Genomic DNA, 13,403 nt, shown 5'->3' on the forward strand with positions numbered 1-13,403 from the left:
GCAGGAGCTTCACTTCGTCACGCACGCGGTGCCCCGGTGCCGGGCGACCTGAACCGCCCTGGACAAGGGGGCGGAGGCTCCGCCCCAGTACTCAGAGGGCAGGCAGTGGGAGCGCCACCCGCCGCCCGAGGCCGAACTCCTCGGCCTCGTCGTTGCTGACCACCGCAACGGCTCCCGCAGGGATCCCAGGCAGCGTCGCCACGCGGGACGCCACCGTCAGAAGATCCCCCTCACCGGCTCCGGTGACGAAGAAGACGTAGACATCCCCCTCTTCCTCTCCCTCGTCGAAGACTTCCACGTCACCTTGGTCTTCGAGATCGGACAGGAAGCCCTCAACCTCCTCGATCCAGGGAAACGGGTAGGAGCCGTCTGGCAGGCCGGGCGTCGGCAGCAACGGCACGTGGATCTCAACAACCATGGCGGGCACGAAGACATCCTGCCCCCAGAGCCTCCGCCCGGCTCAACCAGGGGCGAGCCTCGCCAGCAGCCCGCTGAGGTTGAAAAGAGCTCACTGCCAGTGGAAGTCCTCTTCGTACGTGTGCGCATTCAGAAGGGTCTGCAGCTGATCGGGCCGGTCATTGCCTTCGTCTTTGCGGAAGACGTACTTGTTCAGATCGGAGTAGCCCATGATGAAGGGAATCACGCTGGGACCCCACGCCAGCCGCCTTTCTCCGGGGAGTGACTCGTCGGCGAGCAGGCGAGTGAAGAATGCGTGGTTCTCGTACGCCTTCCGATGTTCTTCGATGTAGTCGATGACCTTCTGCATGGAGAACTCCGTTCACGGCCTGTCGACATCTCCGCAGCGACAGGGGGAGAAGGCAGCATCGCATGGGCATCCTCAACTCATAACGTTTCACGAAGCGTTGACATGGAGTCTGCCCTTCTTTCCCGTCGGATTTTCCCTTCCTGCCCCGTCGGGAATGCCCCTCTTCCCCGTCGGAATGCCCTTCCTCACGGAGCGGGCAGCCGCACCGCGACCGCCATGACCGCCATGACCGCCCTGAGCGACCCGGCACGCGCACCCCGGACCCAGGGGAGAGGACCTCGGCTGGGGCAGACGAGGTCATGGAACCGCTGACCCAGGACGACCCGGAACGCACGTGGCGAGGCCGCTTCGTCCCGATCACCGGGCACAGGGGATATGAGTTCGGCTGGGCCCTGGAGTTCGAGAAGATGCACGCCCGCAAGGGCCTGCTCAAGCACCTGGAGTCGCTGCCGTGGCCGCATCCGCACACGGTGCAGGTGCTGTTTCGTGACCAGGACGACGACTGCTTCGGGCTGTGGATGTTCCACGAGGACCGGCGGGTGGAAGTCACGATCCCGCGCACCGAACGTTTCCACCAGCCAGCACCGTCCAACGAAGACTTCGAACCCGACCCGGGCATGCTGCTGCGCAACGACCAAGACACAGCCCTGCCCGACCAGACCCCGGTAGCGCTCCGTGACAGCCGCCCACCCTGGTAGACCCCGAGCCCGATCTGTGACGATGCGCTGAGGGTACGCAATGACGTGCGCAACGGCCGTCTCGACCCGGTCGAGCGTCGCCCGGCAACGGGCGACGCTCCCCAGCGCGCGGATCAAGTCCGCGCTTCGCCTCATGTCGCAAGGCCCTGGCCGGTTACCGAACCGGCCAGGGCCACTCATGCGCGTCAAGCGCCTCGGCCGTCCAATAGCGGCGGGTAGACCAGGATCCCCTGGTCCCCGGAGAGGGGGCGACCTGCTCCCGCCAGTCCGGGCCGCCGTGCCAACAAGGTGCCATCAATGGAGGGTGGCGGTTCGTCGCCATCGGTCCTTTCTGCCTTGGCGTTCGCCGGATCGTCGAGGGCAGTTCCGAAAGTCGTCGATGGCTGGCATCGGAGGCGGAGCCGGACGTGGGCGTAGACGGTGGCCGTGACGCCGACGCGGTCCGGGCAACGGGGCTGGCCCTCTTTCGGATGCGCTGCGTGAGGCCACCTCGCGGGGGATGAGTGTCTGGCTGGGCTACGTTCCCAGTACGTGTGCCGTGGAGGATGCGCCTGCGGTGTCTCTCGGCCCGTCTTTGGGGGAGTGGAGAGGCGGCGGATTCAGCTGTTGGCTTGGGCGGGCTGGGAGTCGGTCTGGGGCGACGTTGTCGGTTCTTGGGTTTCAAGGGCGGTGTAGTAGACGGATGAGCCCTGCTTGGTGCGCTGGGCCTTGCTCTTGGCCACGAGCCCTTCGAGGGTGGTGCGCACGACGTTGGTCTGGATGCGGCGGTCGGGGTGGGTCTGGCCGAGGGCGGCGGCGACCTCCGCTGCGGAGCGCGGTTCGCTTTGTTCGGTGAGGTGCTGGCGGATGAGCTCGACGAGGGTCGGCTGAGTCCCCTTGGCGGCCGCGGCCTTGGCGGCGGGCTTCTTCGCCTTCGTCTGCTTGACGCCCTGGGGAGCGGTGGTCTTCCGCGTACGGGGCTGCTTGCCGGCTGACGGGGTGGTGGCCTTCTGCCGGGGGACGGAAGGTGCTGCGGCCTGTTCGGCTGCGGGGGCCGGCTCGGGGGTGACGACGCCGAGTGCCTGCTGCATGTTCACGAGCACGGTGTGGTCCTGCTGCAGGCGCAGGAGCTGGTCGTTGAGGGCGTCGATCTCTGCGCGGAGACGGTCCTGTTCCTTGGCGTTGCGCTCGAGGTCGGCGGCGACCTGGGCGCTGTACTGAGCCTTGAGATCGATTGTCTGTGCTGGTGTCGCGGCCATGACTGTTCCCCCTCTGGGCGAAAAGACTGTGCGGTTGGCCAGGCATGTTACTCACCCGTCCTGTCTTCGCCGCTCTTGCGCCCGGTACAAGCGGGCCAAAGCGGAAGCGCTGGGCGAGGGCCAGGTGGATGGCGTCGAAGCCGGTCATCACATCGCGGGCGCCGCGCCAGCCGTAGATGGCCTGGGCGGAGCCACCGACCATGACCAGCTGCGCATGGCCGCGCTGGGCGGAGAAGACCTGTTCCAGGACAGGGTTGGTGTCCTGTGCCTCGTAGGGCAGGAGAAAGTCCGCATCGATCTTCGGGTCGGTCGGGGCCCACATCTTCAGGTAGTGGTCGTGCTCGAAGCGGACCACTCCCTGGTCGGGTTGAGCCCGCCGGCCCAGGCACGGCGGGCGAACGGCAGGACCGCCCGAGGCGGAGGCTCTCCAGGCCGAGCTGCGGGAGGCCGAGGCCGTGTGGGGCCGTTCGTGATCGCCGTGAGACGGGGGGCGAGGTTGTGGCTGAGCCTCGCGGAGGCATGGAGTGTGGCCCCTGATCGGACGAGGGGGCCGATGCTCGTAAAGGACGAGGCTCCCGCGCCGTCTTGGGCAGTTCTTCCCGGAATCCGAAGCGGCGAGGTCAATCCCCGTCGGCGGGCCGACCTTCGCCGGCCATGAACCTCCAGACCAGCCCGTGGCCCAGGACGACCAACAGGATCAGCAACACCGCCTCGGCCTGGATCGGCTTCAGGTCGACGATGTTGGCGAGTTCGGGCTCCGCGCCCACCAATGCGATCAAGGCATAAAATAAGGCAGCCACCGCCTGCGCCAACGTAAGGAACACAGACGAGCCCTCCGGGCGAATGCGGCCGGTCAGGCGCAGCGTCGACACACAGCCGATCACGGCGAGCACCACGAAACTGCACCGCCAGATCTCAGGGGTCTCGGTACCGCCGACCTGTGCAAACAGGCCCATGAGCGCGGGGAGTAGGAACGAGAGATAGATACCGCCGACGATCCGGCGTAGCGTCGGATGGCACAGCCAGTCTCGGTGCCCCTGCACCACGTTCCACCAGAGGCCGACCAGCGTGAAGCAGGTGGCCGAGAAGAGCGCGTAGAATGTGCTGACATCCACCGGGCCTCCCATATCGAAGATGCGTATGGCGTGTCCCTGGGACTGCCTTGAACGGTCACGGCTCCGGCAGGTGGATCCCGTGCCGAGTGCTGTGAGCGTCCCATGACAACACTGCCGCCCTGGTGGACCGACACTCGTCGCGCACCCCAACGGACGCCGGGCCCGGCACAGGTACACCCGTGGGGGGAGGCCGGCGCAACACGGTTGTTGGGAAGCAGCCCAAGACGCAATCGGCAAAGTGGGTACCCCCCTTGCCCTGCCCCAGGAGCTGGGCTTCGGTACCGGCATGACGTGTTGGCGGACACCGGCCGCGTGGAACGAGGCCGGTGTAGGGACGAACTCCACTGCTGAAGAAGCTGCGGGCCGCGAAGAAGCTCGACCCTCACCGATGGACAGGGCATCCGCGACGCCGTCCTCGTCCGCCCGGTCGACGATGCCACCGCCGTCACCGCCGACCGGATTCTGACCGGCATCCGAACTTGTAAGTGATACGCGAAGTTGAAAGAGATACAGTAATAATTTCCCGCTTGCTGGCGTCTGCTGCCGGTGTGAGCATATTTAGGTGGTTCGAGCACGCTGTGGGGGGCCAGGGCAGGGAGTACCCATGGCCGACGCACCGCATGACAGCCAGGACACAGCCCACGTCGACACCGTGGTCGTCGGCTCGGGCTTCGGCGGGGCGATCACCGCGTACCGCCTCGCCGAGGCCGGTCAGTCGGTCATGGTGCTGGAAAGGGGCAAGCCGTACCCGCCGGGCAGCTTCCCCCGCAGCCCCGCCGACATGGCCCGCAACTTCTGGGACCCGAGCAACGGCCTGCACGGCATGTTCGACCTCTGGTCCTTCCGCGGCCTGGAAGGCGTCGTCTCCAGTGGCCTGGGCGGCGGATCCCTCGTCTACGCCAACGTCCTGCTGCGCAAGGACGAACGGTGGTTCGTGCACGAGTCGCCGCTGCCCGGCGGCGGCTACGAGAACTGGCCGATCGGCCGCGCCGACCTCGACCCGCACTACGACCGGGTGGAGCGCATGCTCGGCGCCACCACGTACCCGTACCAGGACACCCCGAAGACACTCGCCCTGCACCAGGCGGCCCGTCGGCTCGACCTGCCCGTGTTCCGGCCACCCCTCGCCGTCTCCTTCGCGCCCCGGCCCGGCGCGCCTCCCGTGCCGGGCGCGCAGATCACCGATCCCGACTACGGCAATCTGCACGGCCTGCCCCGCAGCACCTGCCGACTGTGTGGTGAGTGCGACATCGGCTGCAACTACGGCGCGAAGAACACCCTGGACCACACGTACCTGTCGGCGGCCCGGCACCACGGCGCCGACGTGCGTACCCGATGCGAGGTGCGGGGCTTCGCACCCCGTCCCGGCGGTGGCTACGACGTCTCGTACGTCGTCCACGATCCAGCCCGAGAAGGCCGCCGCACCGCCACCGACCGGCTGCCTCCGCACCGCATCCGTTGCCGCCGACTGGTGCTGGCGGCCGGCACCTTCGGCTCGACCTATCTACTGCTGCGCAACCGCGCTGCGCTGCCCGGCATCAGCAGCGCGCTGGGCACCCGGTTCAGCGGCAACGGCGACCTGCTCGCCCTGGTGCTGCGCGCCACGACCGACACCGACGGGGGTCGGCCCCTGCGGCTGGACGCCAGCAGAGGACCGGTCATCACGAGTGCCGTGCGCGGCGGCGATGCACTCGACGAGGACGGCTCGGCGGGGCGCGGCTTCTACATCGAGGACGCCGGATACCCGGACTTCGTCGCGTGGCTCGCCGAGTCCGCCCAACTGCCGGGCGGCGCCCGCCGCCTCCTCGGATTCGGGCTGCACCGGCTGCTGGCCCGCCTCGGTGTGAATCCGGCGGGCCGCGTCGGAGGGCAGCTGGCGTTGCTGCTCGGGCCCGCCCTGCTCTCCGCGACGTCCCTGCCCCTGCTGGGCATGGGGCGCGATGTGCCGGACGGCCGGATGCGGCTGCGCCGCGGCCAACTCGACGTCGACTGGACGACGCGCACCTCACGCGCGTACTTCGAGCGGGTCCGTTCGACCATGCGGGACATCGCGGGCGAGCTGGGCGGCGACTTCCTCGACAACCCGCTGTGGTGGTGGGGCAACCGCGTGATCACCGTGCACCCGCTCGGCGGTTCCCCCATGGGCCGCCATCCGGGGGAGGGCGTGTGCGACGACATCGGCGAGGTCTTCGGCTTCCCAGGCCTGCACGTGCTGGACGGCGCGCTGCTGCCGGGCGCGGTGGGCGCGAACCCCTCCCTGACGATCGCCGCCGTCGCGGACCGGGCCTGCGACCAGATCCTGGACGGGAGATCGGCACCGCGCGCGGCCGCCGGGGCGCCAGCGGTACGTACGGCACGTACGGCGCGTACGGCACGGACGGCACTCGAGGGACCGGAGGCCGACGGGTCCGCGCCGCGCACTCCGACCGAAGCCGCGACGCCGGGCCCCACGACGCCGGGCCCCGCGATGCCGGGCGCCCACGCCTCGCCCGCGAAAGCAGCCTCGCCCGCGAAAGCAGCCTCGCCCACCGAGCCACCCACCAGCCTCAGCTTCACCGAGGAGATGAAGGGGCACATCGCCCTGGATGTCGACGCCCCCGATCAGGGGCACGCGCTCGGACGCTCGCTCGGGCAGCGGCTGAGCTTCCGGCTCACCATCACCGCCGCCGACGTCGACCGCTTCGTCGCCGAGCCAACCCACGCGGCGGACGCCGTCGGCCACGTCGACTGCGACGTCCTCGGCGGGCGACTGGAGGTGGAGCGCGGCTGGTTCAACCTCTTCGTCCAGGACGGCGAGGCGAGCCGACGGCGCATGCTCTACCTGCTGCACCTGCGCACCCAGGAGGGCACCCCGCTCACCCTCACCGGGCACAAGGACGTCCACGACGACCCCGGCGCCGACGTCTGGCCCGACACCTCCACCCTCTACGTCCGCCTGCTCGCCGGGCACACCCACCCCGACCACGACACCACCGCGCCCGCCATCGGTGCCGGGATCGTCATCATCCGGCTCGGTGACTTCGTCCAGCAGCTGACGACCTTCCGCACCACCGGCCCGCATCCGGCGCGGGCGATGGAGCTCTTCGGCAAGCTGTTCCTGGGCGAACTGTGGGCCGTCTACGGCCGGCGCCTGGCGCGCGCCGTACCCGCGAGAGACACGCCATGAACCTCAAACAGCTGCGCGCGCACGCCAAGGAGCTCGACTTCACCCCGTGCGAGCCGGTGCGCTGGCTGGACCCGGCCTGCCTCGTGCGGACCGGCGTCAAGGTCGCACTGGCAGATGTGTTCGCAGCGTACGCCGACAAGCGGGAGATCCAGGGAACCCTCAGGGCCGCGCCCCTGCGGGCCCCGCTCGGGGACCCAGATCCGCACGAGCTGTGGATCGACTACGTCGCCGACCTCGGTGACGGCTTCGACCCCACTGCGTCGGTGGCCTGGGCCCTCGCCGCCGACGATCTCACCGTCCACCGCGAGCGGCTGCCGCGCGGCTCACTGCTCGTGCTCGGCGGGGACGAGGTCTACCCGGTGGCCTCGGTGGCGGCCTACCGCGACGGCATGACCGGCCCCTACACCAACGCCCTGCCGTCCACCGTCGGCGTCCCGCCGCTGATGCTGGCCCTGCCGGGCAACCATGACTGGTACGACGGCCTCACCGCGTTCCTGCGGACCTTCGCCCTGCAACAGCCCGTCGGTGGCTGGCAGACCCGGCAGACCCGCAGCTACTTCGCCGTACGGCTGCCGTGCAAGTGGTGGCTCGTCGGCCTCGACAGCCAGCTCGGCGCGTATCTGGACGACCCCCAGATGCGCTACTTCCAGAACCATCTGTCGGCCCGGCTGCAACCGGGCGACGGAGTGATCGTCTGCTGCGCCGAACCCACCTGGGTCAAGTCGGCCGACGACGCCGACGCTTTCGACACGCTGCACTGGTTCGACCGCACCGTGGTCCGTACCCGCACCGACCAGCGCACTGGCGAGCAGGTGCCCACCGGCGCCTCGATCCGGCTGTGGCTGACGGGCGACAAGCACCACTACGTCCGCTACGCCGAGCGCCTGCCCACGGATCCGCCCGAGTGCGCCCACCCGCCGCCCGACCCCCGGCGCCGGCAGATGGTGACGTGTGGTCTCGGCGGCGCCTTCCTGTCGTCGACCCACACCCTGCCCCGCGACCTGTCGCTGCCGCCCTCGGGGACCCGGCTGCGGGAGAAGGACGACCCCCCGTTGACCTTCACGCGCGCTGAGGAGAGCACCTACCCCCGGGTGCCGGACTCCCGCCGGCTCGCCCGCCGGATCGCGACGCCGTGGTCCCCGTACTGGCTGCCCCGGCGCAACCCCGGCTTCTGCCGGCTCACCGCCGCCCTGCACACCGCCGCCTTCGTCGTTCTCGGCTTCCTGTTCGCGGTGGCGCAGGAAAGGTTGCAGCCCGTCGACGCGGTACGGCAGGGGAGCGCCGCGGACCTGGGCCTGTTCACCGCGGTGACCGGCGGGGTCCTGGTAGTGCTGTGGGGTCTCCTGCGCCGGACCTGGCGCCCACGCCCGGCCAGACCCCGCGCCGCCGACGCCGTACTCCTCCAGGCCCTGGTGGCGCTGGGGGGCCTCGCCGTCACCGTCGCGCTGCCGTTTCCCGCCGACTGGCCCGGCTGGGGGGTGCTCCTGGTCTGTCTCGCGGTCGCCGCGGTACTGGGCGCGGTGGCCGGCTCGCAGGCCTTCGCCCTGTGGGTGCTGTCGGCACGCGGCGGCGCCGTCGCCGACTGGCAGATGTCCGGACAGGCCGTCGAGGACCACAAGGGCTTCCTGCGTCTGCACGTCGAGCCGAACGGCGACCTCACCCTGCGCGCCCTGGTGCTCGACGGGATCTGCCATCGGTGGAACCTGATCAACGCGCCTGACGGCCGCAAACGTGCGGTGCCCGCCGAGCCCCTCACCGTACGGCTGATCGAGGACCCCGTCGTGATCGCCCGGGAGGCGAAACGCCATGACCGCACGCCCCGAACGGAATCCGCGAGGCCACGGGAGTCCCGGTCCCCGGACCGGGACCGGCTCCGTCCGGCGCACGCCCACGCGCCCCACGACCCGCCGTGACCACATCACCGAGGTGCGGCCCCTCACCGCCCGCGACGGCCGGCCGCTGACCGTCGTCCATGTGCAGGGCCGGCATCCGCCGACCCGTGGCCCGGTGCTGGTGGTGCACGGCGCGGGCGTACGGGCCGAACTCTTCCGGCCGCCGCTGCCGAGGACCTTCGTCGACGCCCTCATCGACGCCGGCTGGGACGTGTGGCTGCTCAACTGGCGGGCCTCCATCGACCTGGACCCGATGCCCTGGACCCTCGACCAGGCCGCCGCCCACGACCATCCGGCCGCCGTCGAGCACGTCCTCGCCGCCACCGGCGCGGACCGGCTCAAGGCGGTCGTGCACTGCCAGGGCTCGACGTCGTTCATGATGGCCGCAGCGGCCGGGCTGCTGCCCCAGGTGGACACCGTGGTCAGCAACGCCGTCTCGCTGCATCCCGTCGTGCCCGCCGTGTCCCGGTTCAAGATCAGCAAGGTGGCACCTGTCGTCGGCCGCGTCCTGCCGCACCTGTCACCGGCCTGGGGCGACCGGCCCGAGGGCTTCGCGGCCCACTGCGTCGCCGGCTTCGTCCGCGCCACCCACCGGGAGTGCCGCAACGGCGTCTGCCGCATGGTCAGCTTCACCTATGGCTCGGGACGGCCGGCCCTGTGGTCCCACGCGAACCTCGACGAGCCCACGCACGACTGGATCCGCGGCGAGTTCGCCGAGGTTCCCATGACCTTCTTCGCGCAGATGGACGCCAGTGTGCGGGCCGGCCATCTCGTGGCCACCGGCGAGGTCGAGGGTCTGCCGCTGTCCTTCACCGACCGGGCACCGCAGACCGACGCCCGCTTCGCGCTGTTCGCCGGCGAGGACAACCGCTGCTTCCTCGCCGAGAGTCAGCGCCGCACCTTCGACTTCCTGAACCGCCACCGCCCAGGCCGCGACAGCCTGCACGTCCTGCCCGGATACGGCCACCTGGACGTCTTCCTGGGCCGCCGCGCGGCGGCCGACACCTATCCGCTGATCCTGGAGGAGCTGGCGCGATGAATCCCGCACTGGGCCTGGCCCGGATGGTCATGTCTGCGACACGATCACCGGTCCCGTGCCGACAGCGACGACTTGCCGGACGGCACGCTCTCGTCGACGGCATCCCGTTCGTGCTGCCCGTGGATTCCACTGACACGCCCGCGCTGATGGCCGCGTTCCCCGTCGACCGCGCGGCGGCCGCCCGGCTGCTGCCCGGCGGCGAACTGCACCCGCTCGCGATCCCCGGCGGCCGCGGTCTGCTCGTCGTCACCGTCGTCGACTACGCCCGCACCGACATCGGCCGCTACATCGAGTTCTCCGTGGCCATCGCCTGCACCCACGGCCCCCGGCCGGCGCCGCCGCTACTGCCCGGGCTGCTGCGCGGCAGCTTCGGCACCGGCCAGTACGTCGTGGACCTTCCGGTGAGCAGCGAGATCTCGGTCAAGGGCGGCAAGGGCATCTGGGGCATGCCGAAACACCGGGCCAGCCTCGACTTCAAGGTGGGCGACCGGGCCGTCTCGAGCCAGTACGAGGACGACGGCCGGCTGGGCATGCTCATCGAGATCGAACGCCCGCCCGAGACGCGGCTACCGCTGCGGGTGGCCGCGGTCAACTACTGCGCTTTTCGGGGCATGCTGATGAAATCGTCCATCTACTTCGAGGGCGCCGCCGACATCGCCCTGGGCAGGCGGGCCCGCGCCCGTCTCGTCCTCGGTGACGCCCCCGCAGCCGCCGCACTGCTCGGTCTCCAGATCGCCGAACAGCCGCTGTTCACCTGCTTCCTGCCGTCGACCCGGGGCATCCTCGACGACCACTTCGAATGCTGGTTCCTCACGAGTGAGGAGGCCGGGCGGACGTTCGGCGAACCACTCCAGAGCATCGTCGATCTGGGCCTGTCGGAGGAGTGGCCTGCACCACCGCGGATCGACGTGGGAGCCCGGCCGTGAACACCTTGCTGCTGGTACGGACCTGACCGAGCCGAGGGTGTACTCCCGCCGCGGGGCTCTGGTCGGGTATCCACGGCCCCGGCCACGAGGCAGCGCGAAGTCGGGAGACCCCCGCTACCAAGGACGGGTCCCCCAGAAGCGGTTCATGGAAGACGGGCGATGGCCGCCCCGCGAAGGACCGACTCCCCAAGCCGGCTATGGCGCTACTCCCGGCTCACGGGAAATTCTCTGCTCGCCACCCCCTTCTGTAATCAACTCCGTCGGCCTCATTGACATCTCACGCAGAAGGCTTAACTGTGGGAGCGCTCCCACAACTGTCTTGCAAGTGAAAGGAGTCCCCCCACATGCGCGACAAGAGTCCGTTAACCGGGCGTTCGCGGGCGTCCTTCCGCCGGCCTCTCCAGGCGCTCGTCATGCTGTTCGCCGCGGTCGTCGGCGCGCTCGCCTGGTCGACCCCCGCCCAGGCTCACGGCACCGTGGTCGGCCCCGCAACCCGCGCGTACCAGTGCTGGAAGACGTGGGGCAACAACCACACGAACCCGGCCATGCAGACCCAGGACCCCATGTGTTGGCAGGCCTTCCAGGCCAACGCCGACACCATGTGGAACTGGATGAGCGCGCTCCGCGACGGCCTCGGAGGCCAGTTCCAGGCACGGACCCCCGACGGGACGCTCTGCAGCAACAACCTCTCGAGGAACGCCAGCCTGAACAAACCCGGGCAGTGGAAGACCACCACCGTCGGCAACAACTTCTCGGTCCAGCTGTACGACCAGGCGTCCCACGGTGCCGACTACTTCAAGGTCTACGTGAGCAAGCAGGGCTTCAACCCCAAGACCCAGAGCCTGGGCTGGAGCAACCTCGACTTCATCACGCAGACCGGCCGCTTCGCCCCGTCACAGAACATCACGTTCCCCGTCCAGACCTCCGGCTACACCGGACACCACATCCTGTTCGTGATCTGGCAGGCCTCACACCTCGACCAGGCCTACATGTGGTGCAGCGACGTGAACTTCGGCTGAGCCGCAAAGCACCGCACTCGGCACCGACCTCTGTCGGGCGCCGGTAACCCGCCGCCCGAGCGACCGAACCCCGTCGGGGCAGGCGCCCATGTGGTCACCCTGCCCCGACGGGGCTTCCTGCGTACCGCAGGCCGCAAGGACCGGGACAGGTGCGTCTCCGGCAGGATCAAGCAGACCGCGGTGAAGGCCACGGTCCTCACAGACGGCGAGGGGCGCGTGCTGCGTGCGCGAGGTCGCTGATGCCGTGACCGCGTACGTTCACCGGGTTGGTGAACCGTGGTGCGAGACGCTGAGCTCCTAGAGTGAGGTGTCACAGCTCAGCGGCGGGTGGGGAGGGCGTATGGCGGAGGTTGGGGTTCCTGGCCCTGAACCGGACTGGGAGCGTGCGCCGGAGTACCAGGGAAGGAAGCGAAACCCGGCCTACCAGGCCAGCATGTGGGAGTACGCGGCGAGCTCCTTCCGGCTCGTTGCCGGCCTGTCGCCGTCGCTGGACGTTCTGGCCGCGCGGCTGCGGTTGAACATCGAACGGGGTTGGGAAGACCTGGGGGCGGTGGATGTGGCGATGTTCCGCATCCAGGAGATCGACTTCGCGCTCAGCCGTTTGGAGAACAGCCCTAGCCCCGATGTCTTCGTCTGGGTCGGGCGTGCCGACGTGGACGTCGATGTGGCGCTCGGCATCCTGCTCGATGCTCTCGGCGTCGGCGAGGAAGCGCTCACCTTCCGCGGCGACGCCGAGACCGGCTTCATCGACCTGCGGAGCGACCCCAGACCTGAGAGCTGAACTCACGCTGCCGCACCGACAAGGCGTCCGCCCCGTCGGATGCCCTTCTCGCTGCGGATGCGAGCGCGTTCGCGGCGCTGGGCGACGAGGAGACCGTGATGGCGGGCGTTGGTGTTGCGCCGCGAAGACGAGCGTGAGGGCCCGGGTGTGGACCGTGGGTTGCGGTGGTGGGAATGGGGCAGCGACCCGGCGTACCGTCTGCGCGTTGTCAGCGAGCCACGGTGGCGGTCACCCGCACCGATCTGGGATCGCCCGACGGCAAGCCCCTGCCCGCGGTGACGGTGAAGGCGGACGGCACCTTCTCCTTCACCGACAGCCCGCCCGCGGGCGGCAGTGTGCATATGACAAATCCCCAGTGCGAACAGTGCCGCGCTGCCGCTCCTGGGCATGGCTCTTCCGCTGCTCCACATGCCGGTTGAGAAGCGGCTTTTGAGGTGGTCAACGATCTGAAGACGCCGGGGCGGTTTCGGCCGTGGTGCACGGCCGGCACCGCCCCGGTTTCGGCTTGGGCTGCTACTTGATACGGATCTCGGCGAGCTGGAGGCGGTATCTGTTGCTCTCGTCAGAGGCGGGCTTGCCGAGCTTCGTGACTCTGAGGCGCAGATAGCGGCCTGCGGCGGAGGTGAGGGTGTAGGTCTGGGCGGCCCCATTGGGGTTGGGTTCGGCGGTGACGGTGCGGGCGGTGGTGTAGGTGCTGGATCCGTCGGGGCGGGTCTGGATCGTGAAGTCGACGGGGAAGCCCGCTGTGCCACCGCCGACCGCG

Annotated in this window: 11 protein-coding genes and 2 pseudogenes; 7 read left to right on the forward strand and 6 right to left on the reverse strand. The window is 69.6% G+C overall.

Going from position 1 to position 13,403, the window contains the following annotated elements:
• Positions 1-91: 91 nt before the first annotated feature.
• Together SMA5143A_RS37895 and SMA5143A_RS37900 are read right to left on the reverse strand one after the other, a co-directional pair.
• The gene (locus tag SMA5143A_RS37895; protein WP_258193975.1) at positions 92-418 is read right to left on the reverse strand and encodes a hypothetical protein; all 327 of its coding nucleotides are present in this window, start codon (positions 416-418) and stop codon (positions 92-94) included.
• A gap of 90 nt (positions 419-508) precedes the next feature.
• The gene (locus SMA5143A_RS37900; protein ID WP_107467345.1) at positions 509-766 is read right to left on the reverse strand and encodes a hypothetical protein; all 258 of its coding nucleotides are present in this window, start codon (positions 764-766) and stop codon (positions 509-511) included.
• A gap of 299 nt (positions 767-1,065) precedes the next feature.
• Between SMA5143A_RS37900 and SMA5143A_RS37905 the strand changes: the two genes are divergently transcribed.
• Entirely contained in the window at positions 1,066-1,464 is a 399-nt protein-coding gene (locus tag SMA5143A_RS37905) for a hypothetical protein (RefSeq protein WP_107467346.1), read from the forward strand.
• Positions 1,465-2,063: 599 nt separating this feature from the next.
• Here the strand turns inward: SMA5143A_RS37905 and SMA5143A_RS37910 are convergent.
• The 3 genes and pseudogenes from SMA5143A_RS37910 to SMA5143A_RS37920 all read right to left on the reverse strand — a co-directional run bounded on the left by SMA5143A_RS37910 (position 2,064) and on the right by SMA5143A_RS37920 (position 3,817).
• Entirely contained in the window at positions 2,064-2,702 is a 639-nt protein-coding gene (locus SMA5143A_RS37910; RefSeq protein WP_107467347.1) for a hypothetical protein, read from the reverse strand.
• A gap of 85 nt (positions 2,703-2,787) precedes the next feature.
• A pseudogene (locus SMA5143A_RS37915) lies at positions 2,788-3,113 on the reverse strand (UvrD-helicase domain-containing protein); the annotation flags it as partial.
• Positions 3,114-3,322: 209 nt separating this feature from the next.
• Positions 3,323-3,817, reverse strand: a complete 495-nt coding sequence (locus SMA5143A_RS37920) for a hypothetical protein (protein ID WP_107467348.1) — start codon at positions 3,815-3,817, stop codon at positions 3,323-3,325.
• Between the two features lie 604 nt (positions 3,818-4,421).
• On the opposite strand from SMA5143A_RS37920, the gene SMA5143A_RS37930 reads away from it, so the two are divergent.
• The 6 genes from SMA5143A_RS37930 to SMA5143A_RS37960 all read left to right on the forward strand — a co-directional run bounded on the left by SMA5143A_RS37930 (position 4,422) and on the right by SMA5143A_RS37960 (position 12,640).
• Entirely contained in the window at positions 4,422-6,983 is a 2,562-nt protein-coding gene (locus SMA5143A_RS37930; RefSeq protein ID WP_107467349.1) for a GMC oxidoreductase, read from the forward strand.
• Complete coding sequence (locus tag SMA5143A_RS37935) at positions 6,980-8,896, forward strand: hypothetical protein (protein WP_107467350.1); 1,917 nt, start codon at positions 6,980-6,982, stop codon at positions 8,894-8,896. Before SMA5143A_RS37930 ends, SMA5143A_RS37935 begins: the two co-directional genes overlap by 4 nt.
• Before the next feature lie 13 nt (positions 8,897-8,909).
• Positions 8,910-9,914, forward strand: a complete 1,005-nt coding sequence (locus SMA5143A_RS37940; RefSeq protein ID WP_219923637.1) for an esterase/lipase family protein — start codon at positions 8,910-8,912, stop codon at positions 9,912-9,914.
• Positions 9,915-10,033: 119 nt separating this feature from the next.
• A complete protein-coding gene (locus tag SMA5143A_RS37945) occupies positions 10,034-10,840 on the forward strand; it encodes an acetoacetate decarboxylase family protein (protein ID WP_219923638.1) in 807 nt (268 codons plus the stop codon).
• 413 nt (positions 10,841-11,253) lie between these two features.
• Entirely contained in the window at positions 11,254-11,859 is a 606-nt protein-coding gene (locus SMA5143A_RS37950; RefSeq protein WP_107467355.1) for a lytic polysaccharide monooxygenase auxiliary activity family 9 protein, read from the forward strand.
• 340 nt (positions 11,860-12,199) lie between these two features.
• Positions 12,200-12,640 carry a hypothetical protein gene (locus tag SMA5143A_RS37960; RefSeq protein WP_146194019.1) on the forward strand — a complete coding sequence of 147 codons (441 nt, stop codon included), beginning with the start codon at positions 12,200-12,202 and terminating at the stop codon, positions 12,638-12,640.
• A 513-nt stretch (positions 12,641-13,153) separates the two neighbouring features.
• On the opposite strand, the pseudogene SMA5143A_RS37975 reads toward SMA5143A_RS37960, so the two are convergent.
• Positions 13,154-13,403, reverse strand: a pseudogene (locus SMA5143A_RS37975) (discoidin domain-containing protein); the annotation flags it as partial.

It is taken from the genome of Streptomyces sp. MA5143a (assembly GCF_900290235.1).
Taxonomy (GTDB): domain Bacteria; phylum Actinomycetota; class Actinomycetes; order Streptomycetales; family Streptomycetaceae; genus Streptomyces.

Bases quoted from the DNA above. Each gene is read 5' to 3' on its own strand.
- SMA5143A_RS37895 (WP_258193975.1), bottom strand. From the start codon at position 418: ATGGTTGTTGAGATCCACGTGCCGTTGCTGCCGACGCCCGGCCTGCCA.
- SMA5143A_RS37900 (WP_107467345.1), bottom strand. From the start codon at position 766: ATGCAGAAGGTCATCGACTACATCGAAGAACATCGGAAGGCGTACGAG.
- SMA5143A_RS37905 (WP_107467346.1), top strand. From the start codon at position 1,066: ATGGAACCGCTGACCCAGGACGACCCGGAACGCACGTGGCGAGGCCGC.
- SMA5143A_RS37910 (WP_107467347.1), bottom strand. From the start codon at position 2,702: ATGGCCGCGACACCAGCACAGACAATCGATCTCAAGGCTCAGTACAGC.
- SMA5143A_RS37930 (WP_107467349.1), top strand. From the start codon at position 4,422: ATGGCCGACGCACCGCATGACAGCCAGGACACAGCCCACGTCGACACC.
- SMA5143A_RS37935 (WP_107467350.1), top strand. From the start codon at position 6,980: ATGAACCTCAAACAGCTGCGCGCGCACGCCAAGGAGCTCGACTTCACC.
- SMA5143A_RS37950 (WP_107467355.1), top strand. From the start codon at position 11,254: ATGCTGTTCGCCGCGGTCGTCGGCGCGCTCGCCTGGTCGACCCCCGCC.
- SMA5143A_RS37960 (WP_146194019.1), top strand. From the start codon at position 12,200: ATGGCGGAGGTTGGGGTTCCTGGCCCTGAACCGGACTGGGAGCGTGCG.